The sequence below is a fragment of the Opitutaceae bacterium TAV5 genome (assembly GCA_000242935.3).
In the GTDB taxonomy this organism is placed as follows: Bacteria; Verrucomicrobiota; Verrucomicrobiia; order Opitutales; family Opitutaceae; genus Geminisphaera.
Map to the genome: position 1 here is coordinate 2,077,925 of CP007053.1, position 20,241 is coordinate 2,098,165.

Below are 20,241 nucleotides of genomic sequence, written 5' to 3' on the forward strand. Positions count from 1 at the left end.
CCAGGGACATGAAAAGCACACGCGCCCCCTCCCTTGCGATCCCGCCGCTCCGGCAAAAGACCGGCTTCACGCTCATCGAGTTGCTGACGGTCGTTGCCATCATCGGTGTGCTGGCAGCCATCCTCATTCCCACGGTGGCGCTTGTCCGGAAAAAAGCCCGGGCGGCGGCGAGCATATCCAACCTTCGCCAGATTCATCTCGCGTTCACCCTGTTTGCCGATGACCACCGCGAGCAATACCCGATGCCGGCCGGCACGGTTCCGTGGAAGGAAAACCCGTCCGACACCGAAACGCTCGCCTGGACGCAGCAGTTGTTTCCCTACACGCAAAGCAAGGACGTTTTCACGACGCCCACGTTCGAAAAAGAAGGCACCTGTGGTTATTTCATGAGCGTGCGCGCCGCCGCGCAGGCCACCGGAACCAACAAACTGAGCGCCACATGGCGAAGTCGTGTCGAGTTCCCGGCGCAACACGTCCTCGTCGGCGAAACCAACCTTCCTCTCAACGAACCCGACTTCGACAAGGACGACTATGGCAAAAAATACGTCGGTGACGAAAACCTCATGCCATACGGCAAACAGGCCCTTCTTTTTGTCGACGGCCATGTCGCGACTTTCGACAAATACGAGGAAGGAAAAATGACTTTCCGCTATGATTCGTTGAGCGACTGGTGACTCATCCCATGCCATCACCTCTCGCAACGAGCACGGCGCCCTGATCCGCGCTGGTGACCATGCTTGCGTAACGGGCCAGGTAACCGCGCTCCGCCTCCGCCTTGCGCGGGCGAGGTTTCCACGCGGCCCGGCGGCGCGCCAGCACGGCCTCGTCCACCTGCAAGGTCAGGCGGCGCTCCGGGATATCGATTTCGATCAGGTCGCCCGCCTCGATCAGCGCAATCGGTCCTCCCGCCGCCGCCTCCGGCGATACATGGCCGATGGCGCCGCCGCGCGTCGCGCCCGAAAAACGCCCGTCCGTGATCAACGCCACCGATTCCGCCAGACCGCGCCCGGCCAGGGCCGCCGTGGGCGCCAGCATTTCCTGCATGCCGGGTCCGCCTCGCGGGCCCTCGTAACGGATGACCACTACGTCACCCGCCTTCACCTTGCCCACCAGAATTCCCGTGCGCGCCTCCTCCTCCGACTCGAAGATCACCGCCGGGCCGCAAAACCGCATCATCGACGGCGCGACGCCGGCCGCCTTCACCACCGCGCCGCGCGGGGCGAGGTTGCCGAACAGGATCGCCAGCCCGCCGCGCGGCGAATACGCGTTTTCGAGAGGACGGATCACGTCGGGATCGCGCACCTGCGCGCCGGCGATCGTTTCACCCAGGGTTTTTCCGGTGACCGTCAGTGTATCCATATTCAGAATATGCGGTCGGCCGGCGAGCGTCCTGAGAATGGCCGAAATGCCGCCGGCCCGGTCGATGTCCTCCATGTGATGCACGCCGGAAGGGGCAACCTTGCAGATATGCGGCACGCGGTCGGAGATGGCGTTGATCTGGTCGAGATGCAGAGGCACGCCCGCCTCGCGGGCCACTGCCAGCGTATGCAGGATGGTGTTGGACGAACCGCCCATCGCCATGTCGAGCGCGAAGGCGTTTTCAAAGGCCGCGCGCGTCAGGATATCCGAGGGGCGGAGGTTGCGGCGCACCAGCTCCACGATCACCCGGCCGGCTTCTTCGAAAAGCGCATCGCGCCGCGCGTCGGTGGCGAGGATCGAGCCGTTGCCCGGCAGGGCGAGCCCCAGGGCCTCGCACAGGCAATTCATGGAATTGGCGGTAAACATCCCCGAGCACGAGCCGCAGGTGGGGCACGCGCTGCGCTCGATCCGGTCGAGGTCGCCTTCGGTGATCGTCTGCATCGACAGTTGCCCGACGGCTTCGAACACGGACGCCAGGTTCAGCGGCCGGCCCGTCGCCGGATCGCGCCCCGCCTGCATCGGACCTCCGGATACAAACACGGCGGGGATGTTCACGCGCGCCACCGCCATCATCATGCCGGGGACGATCTTGTCGCAGTTGGGGATACAGACGACGCCGTCGAAACAGTGGGCGCGCAGCATCGTCTCGATCGAGTCCGCAATGATCTCGCGCGAGGCGAGCGAATATTTCATGCCGTCGTGCCCCATCGCAATGCCGTCGTCCACCCCGATCGTGTTGAATTCGAATGGCACGCCGCCGGCCGCCCGGATGGCGGCGCGAACCTTTCGTCCCACCACGTCGAGATGGGCGTGCCCCGGAATGATCTGCACAAACGAATTCGCCACGGCGATGAAGGGCTTGTCCCAGTCGCTCTCGGACTGGATGGCGCCGGTGGCGCGCAGCAGGCTGCGGTGCGGCGCGCGCAGGCTGCCGCGTTTGATCGTGTCGCTGAGGGTCGTGGTCATCGCGCGATTATAGCGCAACGGATTCCATGACTGAACTACCCTTTTGGTCCGTTTATGATACCGTTCCGGTATGGATTATTCTTTACGCGAACTGGAATGCTTCACCGCCGCGGCCGAGGAGTTGTCGTTTACGCGGGCGGCCCAAAAATTGCACCTGGCCCAGCCACCGCTGTCCCGACACATCCGTTCGCTCGAGGAAAAAATCGGCGCCACGCTCTTCGAGCGCTCCGGCCGCAAGGTCGCTCTCACGCCGGCGGGCGCGCTTTTTCACGAGGAGACGCGCGCGCTCCTGCCCCGCCTCGCCCGCGCCGGGGAGGCGACGCGGCGGTTTGCCTCCGGAGAAAGCGCCCGGCTGCGTCTCGGTTTCGTCAGCGCCGTGCTCGGCCCGGAGCTGGTCGGGGTGCTGCGCCTGTTCCGGGAGCGTTATCCGTCCGTCCAGCTCATGATGCAGGATTGCGCGCCGGCCGAACAACTGGCGGCCCTCGGGCGGGGAACGCTGGACGGCGGTTTTGTCGGGATTCGTCCGCGGGAAAACACACCCGGCATCCGGTTCGTCGCGTGGCGCAAGGAGCCGCTGGCGGCTTTCGTGCCGTTCGGGCACCCGCTGGCCACGCGGCAGACGATCGCGTTGCGCGAGCTGGCCGGCGAGGCGCTGGTGGGCGTGGCGGGCGAAGCCGCCCCCGCGTTTTCCTCGCATGTGCACATGCTCTGCCGCGAGGCCGGATTCCGGCCGCGCATCGTGCTGGAATCGCCGCGCGCCCAGGCGGTCGCCGTCATGGTCGCGGCGGGCGCCGGCATCGCGCTCCTTCCCGCCTCGCTGGCGCGCGTGGTAGGCGAGGCCGCGGCCGTCATCCCGCTCCGCCCGTCGCCCCCGGTCACGCATGTTTTTGCCAAGGCCGACGGCTCCTCCTCCACCGCCATGGACCGGTTTGTCAAACTCCTCACGACAAGACACCGGCCGGGGTGACGGACGGGCCGGGTCGCGAAGAATGGCTTCGCTTCACCCCAACAGCGCAAACATCAGCACGGCGGCGGCGGCGGAGACGTTGAGCGACTCCACGCGACCGCTGCCGGGGATGGTCACCAGGCGCGTGCAGGCCGCGGCGACTTCCGGCGCCAGACCGTGTTCCTCGTTGCCGAGCACCAGCGCGCGCAGCGGACGACCGCCACGCGGTCCCGGCCCCGCGTCAGGCATGCGTGAGCCGGACCCGCGAGCCGCGCCTCGGGCAGATTTTGCCTCGCCCGGCCGCAACGCCCCGCCGTGTGCGGCGGCGCCGATCACCTCGTAACCGGCCTCGCGCAGCTCGCCGCACAGCCGCGCCAGATCCGGCACGCGCCAGATCGTGACGTGTTCCAGCCCGCCTTCGGCCACGCGGTGCGCAGCCTCACCCGGCAAGGCCGCCTGGGCCCGCGACGGGATCACGAGATGCTCCACGCCGAAAAACGCCGCGCTGCGCGCGATCGCGCCGACGTTGTGCGCGTTGCCGATCCGGTCGAGCAGCAGCAGCGGCGCGCGCGCCTTCGTCCACGCCTGCACATCGCGCGGGAGCGGCGCGCGGAGCGGCGTCTCCGCGACCACGGCCACGACGCCGCCGTGATGGATGCTGCCGGCGATCTTCGCCAGTTCGGCCGGCTCCACACAGCGGTAAACCTTTTTCGCCGCAGAGAGCGCCTTGCAGATGAGGCCGAGTTTGCGCCCGGTCGCGTAGTCGAAATAAAGGCGGCGAAACGAAGCCGCATCGCGCTGGAAGCGCGCCTTGACCGCGGGGAGTCCGCAAAGTTTGAGTTCGGCACTGGCCATGCGGGCAACCGCGCCCGGTTTGTCCCGCGCTGGCAAGCCCGCAGTGGCGGGCCGGTTGCCCCGCGGGCGGACGGGCGTACCGCCGGAAGCAAAACACACGCAAAAAATCAGGGCCCGCCGATTACCCCTAACGGCGGGCCCTTTTGTTTTCTCGTCCGGCCCCTGCGGACCGGACGTCCATGTTACCCCTTAAATCCCTGCTTTCACAGGGAAAGAACATCTCCTTACCAAGCAGGCCTCGTGCCAACGGCTGAACCGCGCTCCGGAATTTTTCTGCCTCCCGCGCTGTTTTCATTTTTCCTGCCACGTTCCTGCTTCCACATTCCGCTCGCCACCAGCCTGCAACAGAACTTCCCCTCAATCGCCTCCTCTCCACGGCATGAACAGACTCCATCACCTTTTCACCGTTCATGATGCCGTCACCTCGTCGCTCGGCCGGGCGATGTGTTATTTTTTGACGTGGATGAGCGCGACCGCGCTCGCCACCGTCATTTTCCTCCTGATCCAGGCGCCCGACGGCAACGGGCCTGCCAGCGTCGGCGAGATGTTTTCCGACTACGTGCCGCTCAGCCTCGGCAGCCTGTGGTGCATCCCCCTCTTCCTTTCCAACATTCTCTGTCTCGCCTGTTTCGTGCGGCTGGAGCTTCCCTTCCGCTGGCTGCTCTGGCCATTCGCCACGTTCGCGGTGCACGGCGTTTACATCTGCCTCGCCGCCCGTTGAGCAAAACCCGATGGGAAAACTTGAACCGCAAGCGCAGGTCTCTTTAGTGGGCGTCCGGCGTTTTCCGCGCCAACGACCCGGCCCATGCAGACCATCACATCGGTATTCGAAATGCAGACTCTCGCCGAGGATCTCCGCTCCAAGGGGCAGATCATCGGCCTCGTCCCTACCATGGGCGCCCTCCACGAAGGGCATCTCAGCCTCGTCCGCCTGGCTGCCGAGAGAGCCGACACCGTCATCGTGTCCCTCTTCATCAACCCCGCCCAGTTCGCCCCGAGCGAGGATTTCAGCAAATATCCGCGCGAATTCGAGGCCGACATCGCCAAGGCCGGCGCCGCCGGCGCCGATATCATTTTCGCACCCGCGGCCGCCGAGATTTACCCCAAGGGCTACTCCACCTGGATCACCGAGGAGTTCATCGCCCGCCCGCTCGAAGGCGTGTCGCGCCCCACGCATTTCCGCGGCGTCACCACCATCGTCGCCAAACTTTTCAACATCTGCCGGCCCGACATCGCCGTGTTCGGCCAGAAAGACGCGCAGCAGGTGGCCGTCATCAAGAAGATGGTCAACGACCTCAACTTCACCGTGGACGTCGTCACCGCGCCCACCGTGCGCGAGCCCGACGGCCTCGCCATGAGTTCGCGCAACCGTTACCTCACCGCCGGCCAGCGCGAGGAAGCGCTCGCCATCAACCGCGCCCTCACGAAGGCGCGCGACATGGTGGCGGCCGGCGAACGCCGCACCGACCGCCTCGTCGCCGAAGTCACGCACCTGCTCAGCCAGCACCGCCGCGTGCGCATCATCTACGCCTCGCTCGTGGACCGCTGCACGATGGAACCCGTGCGCGAGGTCATCCCCGGCAAGGCCCTCCTCGCCATCGCCGCCTGGGTGGATGAAGTGCGGCTGATCGACAACACCGTGCTGTGAGCACGGATCGCGTCACACAATTTTCCCCCGATAACACGGAGTTCCTTTCGTTTTTCCAGACCACGGATTTCACGGATTCCCACGGATGCAAACCCATGTGCGCCGCCTCTTTTTATCCGTGAAAATCCGTGTGATCCGTGGTCAGGTATGCGTCCGTTTCCGGCGCTGCGCCAGCCCGGGCTCCTGTGGCTCCCCCCGCCCCCTCCTCTCTCTTTCCCATGCAACGTGATTTCGACGTCCTCGTGATCGGCAGCGGCATCGCCGGCCTCAGCTTCGCGCTCAAGTGCGCCCGCGCCGGCCATTCCGTCGCCATCCTCACCAAGAAGGACAAGGCCGACTCCAACACCAACCACGCCCAGGGAGGCATCGCCGCCGTCACCTCGCAGACCGACGACTTCAACAAACACGTCGCCGACACGCTCGCCGCCGGCGACGGCCTGTGCGACCGCCGCGTCGTCCGCCAGATCGTGAGCGACGCCCCCGCCCGCATCCAGGAACTCGTCGACCTCGGCCTCGAATTCTCCCGCGAACGCAGCCCCCGTCGCGGCACCCCCGGCCCCTATGATCTCGGCCGCGAAGGCGGCCACAGCGAACGCCGCATCCTCCATGTCAAGGACATGACCGGCAAGGCCATCGAGGAAGCCCTGCTCGGCGCCATCGTCGGCGAACCGCGCATCGCGCTCTTCGAACACTTTTTCGCCATCGACGTCATCACGCGCCACAAGCTCACCCCGCCCCGCGCCCGCGCCCGCACGCCCGACCAGGTGCTCGGCGTGTACGCGCTCGACGTGCACGACCAGCGCGTCGTCACCTTCCGTGCTCCCGCCGTCGTCCTCAGCACCGGCGGCGCCGGCCAGGTTTACCTCTACACCACCAACCCCGACATCGCCACCGGCGACGGCATCGCCATGGCCGCGCGCGCCGGCGTCGAGGTGCGCAACATGGAGTTCATCCAGTTTCACCCCACCGCCCTCTACTCGCACACCGGCAAACGCTTCCTCGTCAGCGAAGCCGTCCGCGGCGAAGGCGCCATCCTGCGCAACGCCGCCGGCGAGGCCTTCATGGCCCGCTACCACAAACTCGCCGATCTCGCCCCGCGCGACATCGTGGCCCGCGCCATCGACACCGAGATGAAAAAGAGCGGCGCGCCCCACGTCTGGCTCGACATCACGCACAAGAAATCCGGCTGGCTCCGGTCCCGCTTCCCGCAAATCCACGCTGCCTGCGAAGAGCTCGGCATCGACATGGGGCGCGACATGATCCCCGTCGTCCCCGCCGCGCACTACACCTGCGGCGGCGTCGCCACGACCGTCGCCGCCGAGACCGCGCTCGCCGGTCTCTACGCCTGCGGCGAGGTCGCCTGCACCGGCCTGCACGGCGCCAACCGCCTCGCCAGCAATTCCCTGCTCGAAGCCGTGGTCATGGCGCACCGCGGCGCGGCCTCCGTCGACCGTTACCTGCGCACCGCGAAACGCGCCGCCCTCCCCGCGATCCCCGACTGGCAGGATCTTGGCGGGGGCGACGTGGACGAGCGCGTGGTCATCACGCACAACCGCGACGAGCTCCGCCGCGCGATGTGGGATTTTGTGAGCATCATGCGCACGACCCGCCGCCTCGAACGCGCCCGCACACGCATCGCCAACCTCGCCCGCGAGGTCCACGATTACTACTGGAATTTCTCGGTCGATTCACCGCTGCTGGAGCTGCGCAACATGATCCAGGTCGCCGACCTGATCGTGCGCTGCGCCCTGCAACGCCACGAAAGCCGCGGCCTGCACGCCATCGCCGACTACCCGAAAAAACAGCGCGCCGCCCGCAACAGCAGCGTGCGGCTGTAGGGCCGGCGCTCCGTTCCGGAATGGGGATTTCAGCAAACAACGGCCTGACCCCGTCAGTCTGCCTCCGCGAAACCCGGAGCAGGATCGGGACGTCCGGAGATATGCCGGCCGGAGGTTTGACAAGCCGTCCTGCCTGCTTCTGGTGCAAAGGAATCTCACTTTCTCTCATCACTACCATCCATGGCGGGCATGACGGGCGCGCCGACCACGACTCAGGATAATGAAACGTTTTGAAATCATCGACGGAATGCGGGGCTATTTTCTCGTATTCATGCTTATCAATCATCTCGTGTTTGTCGGGGGTTACTGGCTCGTCGAGATCAACCACCGGCAGCTGGCCTTTGTGGAGGATGCGCAGGGATTCGTGTTCCTTTCGGGGCTGCTCGCGGGCATGGTTTACGCGCGCAAGATGCTGCAGGGCGGATACCGCGCCGGACAACAGAAGCTGTGGCACCGGGTTTTCGAGCTCTACTGCTACGCGATGGGCATCATTGTCGTGATCCTCGCGGCCAGGATCGTGCTGCCCCGCGGCTACGAGATCTGGTGGAACTGGCTCGGCGATACATCCTTCGCCGATCCCTCGCGTCTTCTGGCGATCATGACGTTCGTGTTCCAGCCGACCATCATGGACATCCTGCCCCAGTACATCATCTACATGATTTTTTCCCCGATGCTGATCTGGCTGTGCCTCCAGGGGAAATGGAGATATGTGGTGCTCGGATCGGTGATAGTCTGGATGGCCGGCCAGCTCGGCCTTCACCGTGTCCTCACCGGACCACTCGACACGCTGGCCAAGGGGGCCGACGGGCAGGGAGTGCGAGCGAGCTTCAACCTTCTCGGCTGGCAGATCGTGTTCATCTCCGGCCTCGTGCTCGGCACGCTCACGGCGGATCGCAAGATCGACTGGCAGCGGATTTTCTCGCCCGAAAAAACCTTCCTCCCCAAGGCGGCGCTCGCCATCTGCCTTTTCTTCGCGCCGCTGCGCATCCTGACGGCGTATGGGCTGATGCCGAAATTCATGCTCGAAAAATTCTCGACCATGGAGATCCGCGCCGATTTCGGGCCGGTCTATCTGGTGAATTTCGCCGCGGTTGCCGTCGGGCTGGCCTGGCTTCTCATCGCCGGGCCGCGCCATCACAGCGTGGCCGTGCAAAGGATCGCCGCCGCCGTCGCGTGGGTGTTCTCGCTCCGGTTTCTGCGGTTTCTCGGCCGGCACTCGCTGTATGTCTATGTGTGGCATGTCGTGATCGTCTATGCCGTCTACTACGTGGACGGACGCACTCCGGTCTTCTCCCAGTTCACGAAGACGCTGATCGCTCTCGTCTCGATAGCGTTTCTGTCCCTGCCCGCAGTCTGGCGCGAACGGAATCGTATCCTCCCTCCGAACGCCGCTGCAAAAGCGGCAGGGGCGGCCAAATAGGCGCCGGTCGGTTTCTGACCTGATTTCAGGCTGCCCGCCCTCCGCGCGACTGCGTCCGGTGGCGCGACAGGGACGCATATGCGAGCGGATGATCTCTTGCCGCCGCAAATCGTCACCACGCCCTATGCGAGGATGGCGGAGGCGGCGCGTGACAATGTGACAATGCATCCGGCGCATTTCCCGCTCGACAGCCTCCCGTTAACGGTGCTCCTGTAACGTTACAAGCATTCCATCCCGCCCGCGCCCTCCCTGCCTCCCGCATCTCCGCCTTTTCCGCCTCCATGATCAGCCAACGAGAAATCGCCCGCCGCCTCGGCCTCTCCGTCATGACCGTCTCCCGCGCCCTGCGCGGCCACCCCGACCTCTCGGAAGCCACGCGCGAGCGCATCATCGACGAGGCAACGAAGCTCGGTTATTCCCGGGAGATCGCTCCGGCTCGCGCAGCCGCCGAGGTGCCGCCGCGCGCCCGCCGCATGGGGCTCGTCGCCTACGGTCCCGACATGTCGCCCCTCTTCGAATCCGAAACCCCCCGCCGCATCTACCTCGCCATCCAGCAGGAATGCCAGCACAACGGCGCCGAAACCCTCGTCGAATTCCTCCCCCAGCTCGACGAGACGCCGATGCTGCTCCGCAAGAAAAACGTCAGCGGCATCTTCCTCTTCGGCCGCTACACGCCCGACACCGCCGCCCGCTTCCGGGACGTGCCCACCCTCGCCGTCAGCAGCTACATCCGCGACAATCCCCTTCCCCGCATCGTCGCGCAAAACCTCCGCGGCATGCGCGAGGCCACCCGCCATCTCATTTCCCTCGGCCACCGCCGCATTCTCTATCTCGGCCTCGACGAGGGCGACCTCACGGAACTTTACCGCGAGCGCGCAGACGGCTACATCCTCGCCATGCAGGCGCACGGCCTGAAGCCCGTCCTGCGTTTCAACCCCGGCTACGATTTCTCCGCCCACCTCGGCGACGTGAAAAAATTCACCGCCATCGCCTGCGCGACCGACGGCGTGGCCGTCGCCGTGCGCCGCCAGCTTCTCGAACGCGGACTCGACCTTCCCGGCGATTGCAGCCTCGTCGGTTTCGACGGCACGACCGAAGGCCGTGAACTCGGCCTCAGCAGCTACTCCCCCGACTGGGCCATGATGGGCAAGGTCGCCGCCGACCTGCTGCTCTTCCGCCCGCACGACATCCATGGCAAGGCCCTGCACGTCATCGTGCCCGGCGAGTTCGTCGCCCGCAGTTCTTCCGTAAAGGCGCGATAGGCCGGAGACCGCGGCTTGCTCCGGGCAGACCGGAAGCCGAAACCGGAAAGCGGAGGCCGGCAGCGCCGACATCCTGCGCAGCCCTCGCGCCACAGACTCCCCCTCCCGACAGATGAAACGCCGGTGATATTTTGTTTGACAGGCAATGTAACGTGAGTAACGCTACATACCGTTACAAAAATCTCCCCCCGTTCTGTCACCGCCACCAACTCGCTGTTTTCCCCTTCCCCGCATCGCCATGAACACATCCTCCCGCCGTCTCCGCGCAGCCTCGCGCCCGCTCCGGCCCGCCGCCGCGTTCACCCTGATCGAGCTTCTCACCGTCATCGCTATCATCGGCATCCTCGCCGCCATCATCATTCCCGTCGTCGGCAAAGTCCGCGAAAGCGCCCGCCGGGCCCAGTGCGTCTCCAATCTCCGCCAGATCGCCAACGCCGTCCTGCTCTTTGCCGACGACCACCGCGGCATCCTCCCCGGCGGTATCAAGGACAAAGACAACCATCTCGGCCTCGCCGGCGGCCAGACCGCCTGGGTCAATCGCAACAACTGGAACATGCTCGGCGCACACATTGCCGACTATCTCGGCACCCGGCTCCCCGAAGACGCGTCTCCCGTGCTCATGCCCGCTTTTGTCTGCCCCTCGTTTGTCAGCAAATATTCCGACCTCGCCGCTCAAACCAACGCGGTCGTTTACGCCGTCAACACGTCCAGTCTCATCGAGGGTAACTCCGACTCCCGCCCGTTCGGCAATTCGAACAACAGAACCGCCGCGCTCCGCATCGAGCAGATCCCCGACCGCTCGCGCACCCTGATGCTGCGCGACAGCGACAAGAAAAAAACCACCGATGCCTCCTGGAACTGCCCGCCCGAACCCGTCCACGGCAACCTCCGCAACGGTGTCTACTTCGACGGCCATGTCGCCGCATCGAAACTCTGATACCCCTTCCCCCGTTTCAACCTCACCGCCACCCTCACCATGAAAACACACGCCATCCTCGCCTTCGCGACCATCCTCTTCCTCGTCGCCACGCTCCCCGCCGCCGACTTCGCCCGTTCTGCCGCCGGCGGCACCTCGTTGTGGAGCGACACGAGCCTGTGGACATCCACTGTTCCCGACGCCCTGCCCGGTGCCGCCGACAACGCCCACTTCACGATGACCTCCTCGTCGTCCGTCCATGTGGACGGCAACTACACGGTCAACAATCTCAACGTATCGGCCGCCAGCGGAGGCATGACCCTCACGTTCGCCGCTCCCCAAACCGATGCCACTCACTCGCTGACCATCGCCGGGACGGTGGGCAAGTCGAGCAACACCACCCGGATCGCCTTCCAGAACAACTCGGGAACCAACCAGCGACTCGATGTCAGCATCGGGAAACTCGATCTCGCCGCCAACGGAGGCTATGTGGAGTTTGGCCGCATGGACGGCGGCCGCCGGCTCAACAACCTCTCCATCGGTGAAACCGTCCTCGGCGGGGGCGGCGGCAGCAACAGCATCCAGATTTACCTGAATGTCTCCAACGACTACTCGCTGGGCAAACTGACCTTCAACACCGGCAACAACGAGAAGTCCGTTTACCTGATCACCAATTCCGCTACCGCATCCGGCTATGCCCGCACCGCCACGGTCGCAGGCATCACCGACGCCAGCAACAACGCCACGATCTACGGTTCGCGCAACGCCTCCGCGAGCAGCAACAGCGCCACGCTTCGTATTCACACTTCAGATACCACCGACACATTCACCGCCGCCACCGCGCTCGTCGACGGCACCGGCGGCACGCTCGCGGTCCGCAAGACCGGCGCCGGCACCCAGATTCTCACCGGCCAGAGCACCTGGACCGGCGGCACCTTCGTCGAAGAAGGCGCGCTCGTCATCCGCGGCGCGGGTACGCTCGCCGCCACCGGCGAGCTTGCCGTTGCCACGGATGCCACCTTCGTCACCGCCACCGATGCCGCTCTCACTCTCCACGGCGCCACCCTCGCCACCGGCGCGATCCTCGGTTTTGACCTCACCTCTGCCGACGCCCGCCTCAACCTCACCGGCAACCTCCTCCACGACCTCACCGGTTCCGCCGGCGGCGCCGCCACCTTTGTCATCGATTTCCGCGGCACCGGCATCCTCGACCATACCTACGGCGGCCTCCTTTCTGTCGCGGGCACCACCAACGACTTTGCCGACGCCACGCTCTCCTACATCAATTTCGGCGCCGGAAACCTCGCCGGCACGCTCACCTTTGCCGAACTCGCCCACGGCTTCACCCTTTCGTCCGGAAACATTCCCGAACCTGCAACCGCAGCCCTTTTCGGCAGCCTCGCCATCCTCGTCCTTGCCTCCCTCGCCCGCCGCCACCATGCGGGATAACGAGCCGACGGCACGGGAACCTCCCGCACATCCTGTCCGTAATTGACCATGCACTACGCCGCCCGATTGCTCGCATTTGCACTTCTCCTCACCACTGTCCGCGCCGCCACGATCCACGTCGCCCCGCCGCCGCTCGGCCGGCCCGACGCGGCCGGCACCGCCGACGCTCCCCTCGCCAGCGTACAGGCCGCGCTCGACCGCGCGGGTGCCGGCGACACCGTCCGTCTCCGCGCCGGCGTTTACCGCGAACGCGTCGCCTTCAAAACCGGCGGACGGCACAATGCCCCCGTCACCCTCGAAGGCGAACCCGGCGCCATCCTCGACGGCAGTTACCCCGTCCGGATCGACTGGGAACCCGCCCCCGACATCGCTCCCGGTGTTTATCGCGCCACCGTCGCCGAACCGGTGCGGCTCGTCACGGTCGAGGGCCGCTCCATCACCATGCTGCGCGACGACTGGGTCCAGCCCGGCCGCGCCCGCCACGGCGCCGACTGGGAATACCCGACGCTCTTTCGCGACGGCATCGCCGGCTCCGGCTGGTCCGGCATCCGCGCGCTCTCCCTTTATCAGTTCAGGGAAAAACAACTCCTCCTCCGCCTCCATTCGCGCGCCGTTTCACCCGACGCGCCGCTTTCCGGCGAAGACACCTCCGTCGCCCTCGATCCCGATCCACGCGAGCTTGCCGTCACCGTCGGCCCGCCGCCCGACCGGCCGGTCGTCCTGATCGACGGCACCGACCGCTGCGTCGTGCGCGGCCTCACCTTGCGCAACGCCGCCACCGGCGTCCTCATCCGCAACTCCCTCGGTTCCGTTGTCGAGGATTGCGTGATCGGCCCGGCCGAGGAAGGCATCATCCTCGGCGCGCGCGCCGACCGCGCCACCCTCCGTTTCAACGAAATCTTCTGGAACCCCTGGGGTGAAAACCGTCCCAAGGCCCACGCGTCATGGGATCTCTGGACCGCCAACAAACGCGGCGGCTGGAGCGACAAGCACGGCATCAAGATCAACGGTTCCCTCGGAGGCCACCGCATCCACGACAACTTCATCCACCATCACTGGGACGGCATCAGCGTTTCCCCGGGCGACCGCGGCACCGACGGCGGCCTGCGCGTCCACCACAACCGCCTTTTCACGCTCGTCGACGACGGTTTCGAAACCAACGGCGCGCAGGAAGACTGCCACTGGAACGACAACCTCATCGACGGCGCCCTCTGCGCCATCCGCCTGAAGGCGCCGGACTACGGACCCTTTTACGTCTACCGGAACATCCTCCTGAACAACAAGGAGGACCTCCGCAACTTCGGCCGCAAGGACAACGTCCACCGCCGCGACCCCAGGACCGGCGAATGGAAAACCACCGTCACCGGCAAGGGTTCGCCGGAGATCCTGCCCGCCGTGGCCTATATCTACCACAACACCGGCACCTCTCCCGCGGCCGTCGTCTCCAACGCCGTTTACGGCATCGGCGTCCCCGACTACCATTATTTCAACAACCTCTTCTGGTGCGAAGTCTGGTGGCGCGGCGTGCCGAGGGCCAACCCCTCGATCCCGCCCAACTGGAAAGGCGACCACAATGTCTACACCCGCCGCGGCGACAATCCCGCCTGGGCCGGCGGCGAGAGCCAGGCGCACGCGCTCGGCATCGATCGTCACGGGATTTTCACTACCGGCGATCCCGGTTTTGCCGACATCGCCGCCGGCAACGTCTCGCTCCGCGCCGACAGCCCCGCCCGCGCCCGCGGCGCCGATCTCTCCGCCCTCTTCTCAAAACCCCTGCCCGGCTGCGAACCGGGCTACTTCACCGGTCCCGCGCCTGATGCCGGCGCGCTCGCCTATGGCCAGGCTCTCCCGCAAATCCCGCGCCCCCGCACTTCCATCGAAAACGAAAGCCCGCCCGCCGGCACGTGGCCCGACGCCGAAGCCGCTGCGGATCGTCCCGCGAAGGACTCAGCCCGAAGGTGATATTTTTGAAGGGCTTCAGCCTTGTTTTTCAATGCCGGATGTATACCTTGGAAACTCATGCGTGCACTCGAAGTCATAGAACAAATCAAGGCTCTTCCGGCCTCCGAACAGGCCACAGTGCTCGATTTTGTTCACCAATGGGAACGAGATGCCTCTGCCCACTCCAGCCCCCGCCTTATCGCCGAGCACAGTCGTGTCAGGCTGCTCGCTCCACTGCCCGCTGAAAACTTGCGTGCCGGGGAGATCGGCACTGTTGTCCATATATATGCCGGACATGAGGCGTATGAAGTGGAGTTCATCACGCAAGATGCGCGCTCCGTCATCAGCACTATCGATGCGCGGCAGATCGAACCGGTGGCAGCCGCATGAGACCTCCGTCCAGGCTACCCCACCCCGAAGCACTTCAGGTGATTCCCTGAAAAAGCACGGACGCACCCGGTCTGTCGTCGTCGAAAAAATCTCGGCATATGGAAAGAAATACGAGGTACGTTGCCATCTTGATTCCCCGGACGGACGAAATCCCTGTATCACGTCTGTGTGGATACAGGAAAATGAACACCCGCCACGCCTGATCACCGTGTTGCCGCGATAAACCTTTCCTTGCTTTTGCCATCTGAAGGCCTTGCACCGGAAAAACGGGAAAGATGCAGGCTAGCGAAGGGCTGTTTTTTCGACGGACCGGATGAGGATTCCGTGAGGGTCGGTAGTGGAGGCTGCACTCTGGAGGTGCAGGTAACTGATGCCGTCGAGCGTGGGAGCGATTTGGGAAAGGGGGTGCTTTTCGCCGTCATCGATCCGGAAGACAGCGGGAGGCGTCTGGCGGAAATTCCATTCGATGGTGAGGCGGTGCCAACGGCCGGAAGTGAGCGACGGGCATTTGTTGATGCGTCCGGCGGAATCGAGGTTGAGGACGAATTGTGAAAAGCGGGCGACGACGGGATCGGTGGGATTGAACCATCGGTCGACGAGCGCGATTTGCGTGCCGGCACTGCCGGGAGGCTGGCGCAGGTGAATCACAAGACGGCCGGCGTGAGCGGCCGGGAAATTCCAGACCGCGCCCTGTTTTTCCTCAATCAGGCGGGGGTCGGGATGACGGGCAATCTGCAGGACTTCGCTGGGTTCGCCGTCCGGATGCGGGATGAGCGCGGGGCCGGGTCGGCGGTTGGCGGAACAGTGGCCGGCGTAGCCATGCACGCTGCCGGCGCGACTCTTGAGATAGCTGTGAATGCTCCAGTCAACCAGACCGAGGGTGAAATCGTCGCGGCGATCGGTTTCCAGAAGCCAGTCGGGATCGAAGAGAAGGAGGCGGGCGGATTCGGGATGCTGTCCGAACGCCAGAAGCACCTTGCCACAGGGCAGCTCGACGGCCTGGGACTGGTGGACGCTCTTGTCCCGGGAGCCGTCATTGCCGCCACGACTGCGAAAATCGATGTCGTTGCGGCGGTCGTTGAGATGGAGTTCGCGAAATCCGCGCCAGGTCTTTCCGTCGTCGTCGGAGAGGGCCGCATGGATGGCGTCACGGTTGGTGAATACATCCTCCCAGATGCCGTCGATCACATCCTGACCGAGGCCGGGCTGGAGTGCGTGGTCCGGCTCGGGAAGCGGAGTGGTGTTGTTGAAGAAACAGAGGAGGCGCCCGTTCGAGAGGCGGAACAGAAGAGGGGTCGTGATCGTGCCATAAAAGCGGGAGGGCGCGGGAGGCGTCCAGGTGTCGCCCGCATCATCGGAAAAGGATTCCCAATAGCGGTCGTGCGCGGTGCGGATGAGCATGTGAAGACGTCCGTCCGAAAGTTCGGCGATGGTGGGTTCGGCTCCGCAGTTTTCCCAGCGAAGCCCTTCGTGAGGCCAGACCAGACCGGGGCCGGAAATCACCGGGAGGCAGACGTAACGCCAGGTGGCTCCATCGTCATCGGAGAGGTAAACGATGGCGTGTTGACGGCCGTTACCGCCGGCAGCAGTGGCCGCATGCACGGGGAAGAGCCAGCGTTTGCGGGAGCGAAGCGGAAGCGGCTGGCGCGGGGTAAGCATTCGGGGGAGGAGGTCGCCCACGCGCGTGGTGGCGAAAGGGCCGTCGGGGCCTTGTGCGGAGCGGTGGAGGTAGAGGCCGGGTGCCGGACAGTTGGCACGGATGCTGTGGAACTCCTCAAGGGTGACGGGACCGCCTTCGTGGCAAAAGAGGGTCAGCCAGTCTCCTGACCAGGGGCTGCGGACAGTGGCTCCTGGAGAAAGGGACGGAGAATCGTTCTCGACCCAGGAAAAGCCGTGGTCGGGGCTGGAGAGGTAGATATTGCGGACGGTGCCGCGGGCAAAGCTGCCACGGAAGCCGTAGTGCCGGATTTCGCCATCGGGCAGGAGCATGAGCTCGCGAATGGCGTTGGTCGGAGGGATGCCGACGATCTGCGGGGCGAAGACAGACCGGAGGCGGTCGAGCGAAGCCGGGGATGTTGTGTTTGTCATTTGGATACGAGATCAGTTTTCCGGTGAACGGTGCTCAAGGACAAGCCAGCCGTAACGGGAAGGCGCATGGGGCTTGGGGACGCTGAGACCGGGATCGGACCAGATAGTGAAGATTTTGCCGTCGGCGCCGTGATTCCAGCGGGCGAAGTTGGCGCGGATTTCCGGAGGGTATGGCAGGGCGGTTTCAGACAGGCCAAGTTCGCGGCGGAGCCAGATCCAGGGGAAATCGATTTCGAGTATCCAGCCCGGACCGGCAGCCTGGCGACCTCCGTGGGCGAGCAAACCGGGAACGCGCCGGAGCGTGAAGCGGATGCTTTCCACTGCGGAATCCATCGCAAGGCTTTCGACAAGGGTGGCTCCGGAGTTCCAGGAAAAATCGAGTTTTTGTGGCGTCCATGCGCGGAGGTCCGCGATGGAGCCGGCGGCGTTGATTTCGAGGCCGCGACCTTCAGCGACGCGGGGTTCGGGTCGGGCGAAAAATATCTCCACGCAATCGTCGCGAAAGGTTTCTCCGTCGTGCTGGCGGTCGGTGGCGGAGCGAATGTCCCGGTCTTCGCAGAGAAATTTTATGCGGAGCGAGGCGCCGGTATTGAGGAGGAGAACTTCGGTGGGTTCGAGCGGGGGCGTTTTCTGCGACCAGAAATCACGAAGACCGAGGCGAGCCGCCTGACTCCACTCTTCCGGATCGAGCGATCCGGTGATGAGTGGAACCGGCAAACGGGGCGATGGGTCAGCCACATTGGCGCTGGCAGTCAACAGCAAGGGAGCAATGGCAAGGCTGATGAAAAGCAGCCAGGCCAGATCCCGGCATTTGGCAAGATGAGCGGCACCGCATGATCGGCGAGGAATCATATCCGGAAACAGAATCAGATCTCATCGAGCTTGGACCATTTCCATGAAAAGTCCGATCCGGATGTTTTGCTTGTCGGTATCCAGGTTACGCTGCCACTCATCCGAAAAGCATGAAAGCCCTTGCCCTCATGATTGTTGGCAGAGGCGCCATCCAGGACCGGATCCCACCATTTGCAAAAATCGACTATCACCACGCGGCGCGGCGGCAGTTGAGAGAGCTGGGTGGGTTTCTCCTCGTCACTGTTGGCCGTGAAAGGGCCGCTTGTCGCCTGCAGGGACAGCCAGTAGGAAGTCTCCACCCGTGTTGTATTGTCGAGGTTGTATTGTTTGCGGCTGCGGTCTGCGGGGCATTGGAAAATCGTCGGCAACTCCGGTCTGGTCGCGGAAGACGTCGGCCTGCGCAAGTTCAGGTAGGGCAACAACAGTCCGAAATTGTAATAGCCACTGCCGCTATTGATCCACAGGTGTCCCATGCCCTTCTGCCCGTTACCGGTCGATGGTCCCCAATCCTTGTTGTCATTGCCATACATGACAAGGGCCTGCCCGATTGAGCGAACGTTGCTCAGGCAGGTGGTTTTGCGGGCGCTTTCACGGACTTTTCCGACGACCGGGATCATGATGCCGGCGAGGATGCCGATGATCGCGATGACCGTAAGGAGTTCGACCAGGGTAAAGGCACTCAGGGTGCCATTCATGCCGGACTTCCCGGCATGGGTGGAATTCGGGGTGTGATTTGTCTTTCGGGCTATCATGTCATTGTGCCTCCTGGGGGGGGATGGATGGGATTCTGTCTGGAAAAAATCTTTGGGTGGGCAGTTCTGTCATTCTCAAAGTTTTCCCCTTCGCGCTTCAAGTTGGGCGCGGATTTCGCGGGCGCGTTCTTCGGTGATGGGGAACCACCAGAGGAGAAAGAGGGCGATGATGGCGGAGGCGGAAGGGATGATGTAGAACCACCAGCGCATCGCATCGACGACACCGGCGGCCTGGGCGGAGCCGGAGGCGGCGTGGTAGCCGGTGACGGCCAGGACAAAACCCGCGAGAACGGCGGTCGCCGAGATGGAGAGCTTGGAGATCCATGCGGAAACGGCCCCGATGGCGCCTTCGCGGCGGAAGCCGGTGTTGAGTTCGTCGTCGTCACAGATGTCGGCCTTGATGGAGGAGATGAGCAACCAGAAACCGGAACCGGAGGGCATGGTAAAGGCCAGCACGACCAGACTGAGCCAGGGATTTTCCGGAGTGTAGAAGAGCCACTTGGCAAATCCGCTGATGACCAGCAGGATCAGGCAAAGGGCGAGCGTCTTGCGTTTCCCGATACGTTGGGAGAGGCGGTTGAGGAGGAAGACGGAGGCCAGGCCGATGACGAGGGCGACATTGCCGCCGACGCCGGCGAGGACACCTTGTTTGACGGTGTCGCCGTTGAAGAGATAATAGAGCCCGATGTAGAAGCCGAGATGGTTGACGGTGCGCCCTCCCACCACGGTGAAAAAGGTGATGAGCACCATCATGATGAAAGGCTTGTTTTTCAGTGTCATCCCGACCGATTTCAGGATGGGGATCTTGTCCTGGTTTTGGGCTTTCCTGAAAAACCGTTCGCGCAGAAAGATCACCGGGATGAGGCCGGAGAGGATGACGAGGATGCCGACACAGACGCCCATCCAGCGGGCGCCGGTGAGAGTGCTGCCTCCCCAGACCGGGAACTGGGTAAAGGCGTAGGTCCAGGGGACGACGAGGCCGACGGCGGTGCCCATGTAGGCCCGGATTTCCATGACGCGGGTGCGCTCGTTGTAGTCGGGCGTGAGTTCGTAGCCGAGAGCGGTCCAGGGAATCGTGAAAAAGGTCTGGAACGTGAAAAAGAGGATGGAGAAGGCCGTGAACCAGATGAAGACGCCGGTGGAAGAGAGGCCGCCAGGCACGAGCCAGAGCAGGGGAAAGGTGATGCCGGCGCCGAGCGCGCCGAAGAGCATGAAGGGGCGACGGCGGCCCCAGCGGGTGCGGGCGTTGTCGGAGAGGGCGCCGACGACGGGGTCGGTGATCGCATCCCAGAACCGCATGATGCCGATGGCCACGCCGAGCAGGCGCGGGTCCATGTGGAGCGCGATGTTGAAGATCGGGTTGGCATTGGACATCAGTGTGTCCGTGCCGATGTGGTCGGAAAAGTTGCCCATGCCGTAGGCGAGGCGCCGGGAAGGAGGCACCTTGTCCTCGGTAGCAGTGGGCCGGACCTTGTGGAAGAGTTTGGTGGACACGGAGG

The 20,241-nt window shown here is 64.4% G+C and carries 18 protein-coding genes; 11 read left to right on the forward strand and 7 right to left on the reverse strand.

Translation table 11 applies throughout. The features are described 5' to 3' along the window. The first annotated feature begins 8 nt into the window (after window positions 1-8). Window positions 9-674, forward strand: coding sequence for an N-terminal cleavage protein (locus OPIT5_09225; protein ID AHF90353.1), 666 nt, complete (start codon window positions 9-11; stop codon window positions 672-674). Window position 675: 1 nt separating this feature from the next. Here the strand turns inward: OPIT5_09225 and OPIT5_09230 are convergent, their stop codons facing one another. After that, complete coding sequence (locus tag OPIT5_09230; GenBank protein ID AHF90354.1) at window positions 676-2,385, reverse strand: dihydroxy-acid dehydratase; 1,710 nt, start codon at window positions 2,383-2,385, stop codon at window positions 676-678. A 70-nt stretch (window positions 2,386-2,455) separates the two neighbouring features. Here OPIT5_09230 and OPIT5_09235 point away from each other — a divergent pair, with 70 nt between their 5' ends. Continuing rightward, window positions 2,456-3,352: a LysR family transcriptional regulator gene (locus OPIT5_09235; GenBank protein ID AHF90355.1), complete on the forward strand. Its 897-nt coding sequence runs from the start codon at window positions 2,456-2,458 to the stop codon at window positions 3,350-3,352. A 33-nt stretch (window positions 3,353-3,385) separates the two neighbouring features. Here the strand turns inward: OPIT5_09235 and OPIT5_09240 are convergent, their stop codons facing one another. After that, window positions 3,386-4,186 (reverse strand): RNA methyltransferase, encoded by an 801-nt coding sequence (locus tag OPIT5_09240; protein ID AHF90356.1) that lies wholly within the window; start codon window positions 4,184-4,186, stop codon window positions 3,386-3,388. A 379-nt stretch (window positions 4,187-4,565) separates the two neighbouring features. Between OPIT5_09240 and OPIT5_09245 the strand changes: the two genes are divergently transcribed. The 9 genes from OPIT5_09245 to OPIT5_09285 all read left to right on the forward strand — a co-directional run bounded on the left by OPIT5_09245 (window position 4,566) and on the right by OPIT5_09285 (window position 14,681). Further along, window positions 4,566-4,907 carry a hypothetical protein gene (locus tag OPIT5_09245; protein ID AHF90357.1) on the forward strand — a complete coding sequence of 114 codons (342 nt, stop codon included), beginning with the start codon at window positions 4,566-4,568 and terminating at the stop codon, window positions 4,905-4,907. Window positions 4,908-4,991: 84 nt separating this feature from the next. Continuing rightward, window positions 4,992-5,834, forward strand: a complete 843-nt coding sequence (locus OPIT5_09250; GenBank protein AHF90358.1) for a pantoate--beta-alanine ligase — start codon at window positions 4,992-4,994, stop codon at window positions 5,832-5,834. After that, entirely contained in the window at window positions 5,831-5,956 is a 126-nt protein-coding gene (locus tag OPIT5_09255) for a hypothetical protein (protein ID AHF94251.1), read from the forward strand. The genes OPIT5_09250 and OPIT5_09255 overlap by 4 nt, the downstream gene beginning before the upstream one ends. A gap of 96 nt (window positions 5,957-6,052) precedes the next feature. Beyond that, window positions 6,053-7,672, forward strand: coding sequence for an L-aspartate oxidase (locus tag OPIT5_09260; GenBank protein ID AHF90359.1), 1,620 nt, complete (start codon window positions 6,053-6,055; stop codon window positions 7,670-7,672). Window positions 7,673-7,892: 220 nt separating this feature from the next. Beyond that, window positions 7,893-9,092 (forward strand): hypothetical protein, encoded by a 1,200-nt coding sequence (locus OPIT5_09265; GenBank protein AHF90360.1) that lies wholly within the window; start codon window positions 7,893-7,895, stop codon window positions 9,090-9,092. Between the two features lie 281 nt (window positions 9,093-9,373). Further along, entirely contained in the window at window positions 9,374-10,354 is a 981-nt protein-coding gene (locus OPIT5_09270) for a transcriptional regulator (protein ID AHF90361.1), read from the forward strand. Window positions 10,355-10,592: 238 nt separating this feature from the next. Further along, the gene (locus tag OPIT5_09275) at window positions 10,593-11,291 is read left to right on the forward strand and encodes an N-terminal cleavage protein (GenBank protein AHF90362.1); all 699 of its coding nucleotides are present in this window, start codon (window positions 10,593-10,595) and stop codon (window positions 11,289-11,291) included. 39 nt (window positions 11,292-11,330) lie between these two features. Next, entirely contained in the window at window positions 11,331-12,719 is a 1,389-nt protein-coding gene (locus OPIT5_09280; GenBank protein ID AHF90363.1) for a transporter, read from the forward strand. Between the two features lie 48 nt (window positions 12,720-12,767). After that, window positions 12,768-14,681 (forward strand): hypothetical protein, encoded by a 1,914-nt coding sequence (locus OPIT5_09285; protein ID AHF90364.1) that lies wholly within the window; start codon window positions 12,768-12,770, stop codon window positions 14,679-14,681. 15 nt (window positions 14,682-14,696) lie between these two features. Here OPIT5_09285 and OPIT5_09290 read toward each other — a convergent pair whose 3' ends face one another. The 5 genes from OPIT5_09290 to OPIT5_09310 form a co-directional block, all read right to left on the reverse strand. Continuing rightward, complete coding sequence (locus OPIT5_09290; GenBank protein AHF94252.1) at window positions 14,697-15,083, reverse strand: hypothetical protein; 387 nt, start codon at window positions 15,081-15,083, stop codon at window positions 14,697-14,699. A 249-nt stretch (window positions 15,084-15,332) separates the two neighbouring features. Beyond that, entirely contained in the window at window positions 15,333-17,138 is a 1,806-nt protein-coding gene (locus OPIT5_09295) for a hypothetical protein (GenBank protein ID AHF90365.1), read from the reverse strand. Window positions 17,139-17,150: 12 nt separating this feature from the next. Next, on the reverse strand, window positions 17,151-17,990 hold the full coding sequence (locus OPIT5_09300) for a hypothetical protein (GenBank protein AHF90366.1): 840 nt from the start codon (window positions 17,988-17,990) through the stop codon (window positions 17,151-17,153). Window positions 17,991-18,004: 14 nt separating this feature from the next. Further along, window positions 18,005-18,685, reverse strand: coding sequence for a type II secretion protein (locus tag OPIT5_09305; protein ID AHF90367.1), 681 nt, complete (start codon window positions 18,683-18,685; stop codon window positions 18,005-18,007). A gap of 132 nt (window positions 18,686-18,817) precedes the next feature. Continuing rightward, the gene (locus tag OPIT5_09310; GenBank protein ID AHF90368.1) at window positions 18,818-20,236 is read right to left on the reverse strand and encodes a sodium:melibiose symporter; all 1,419 of its coding nucleotides are present in this window, start codon (window positions 20,234-20,236) and stop codon (window positions 18,818-18,820) included. Window positions 20,237-20,241: the final 5 nt, after the last annotated feature.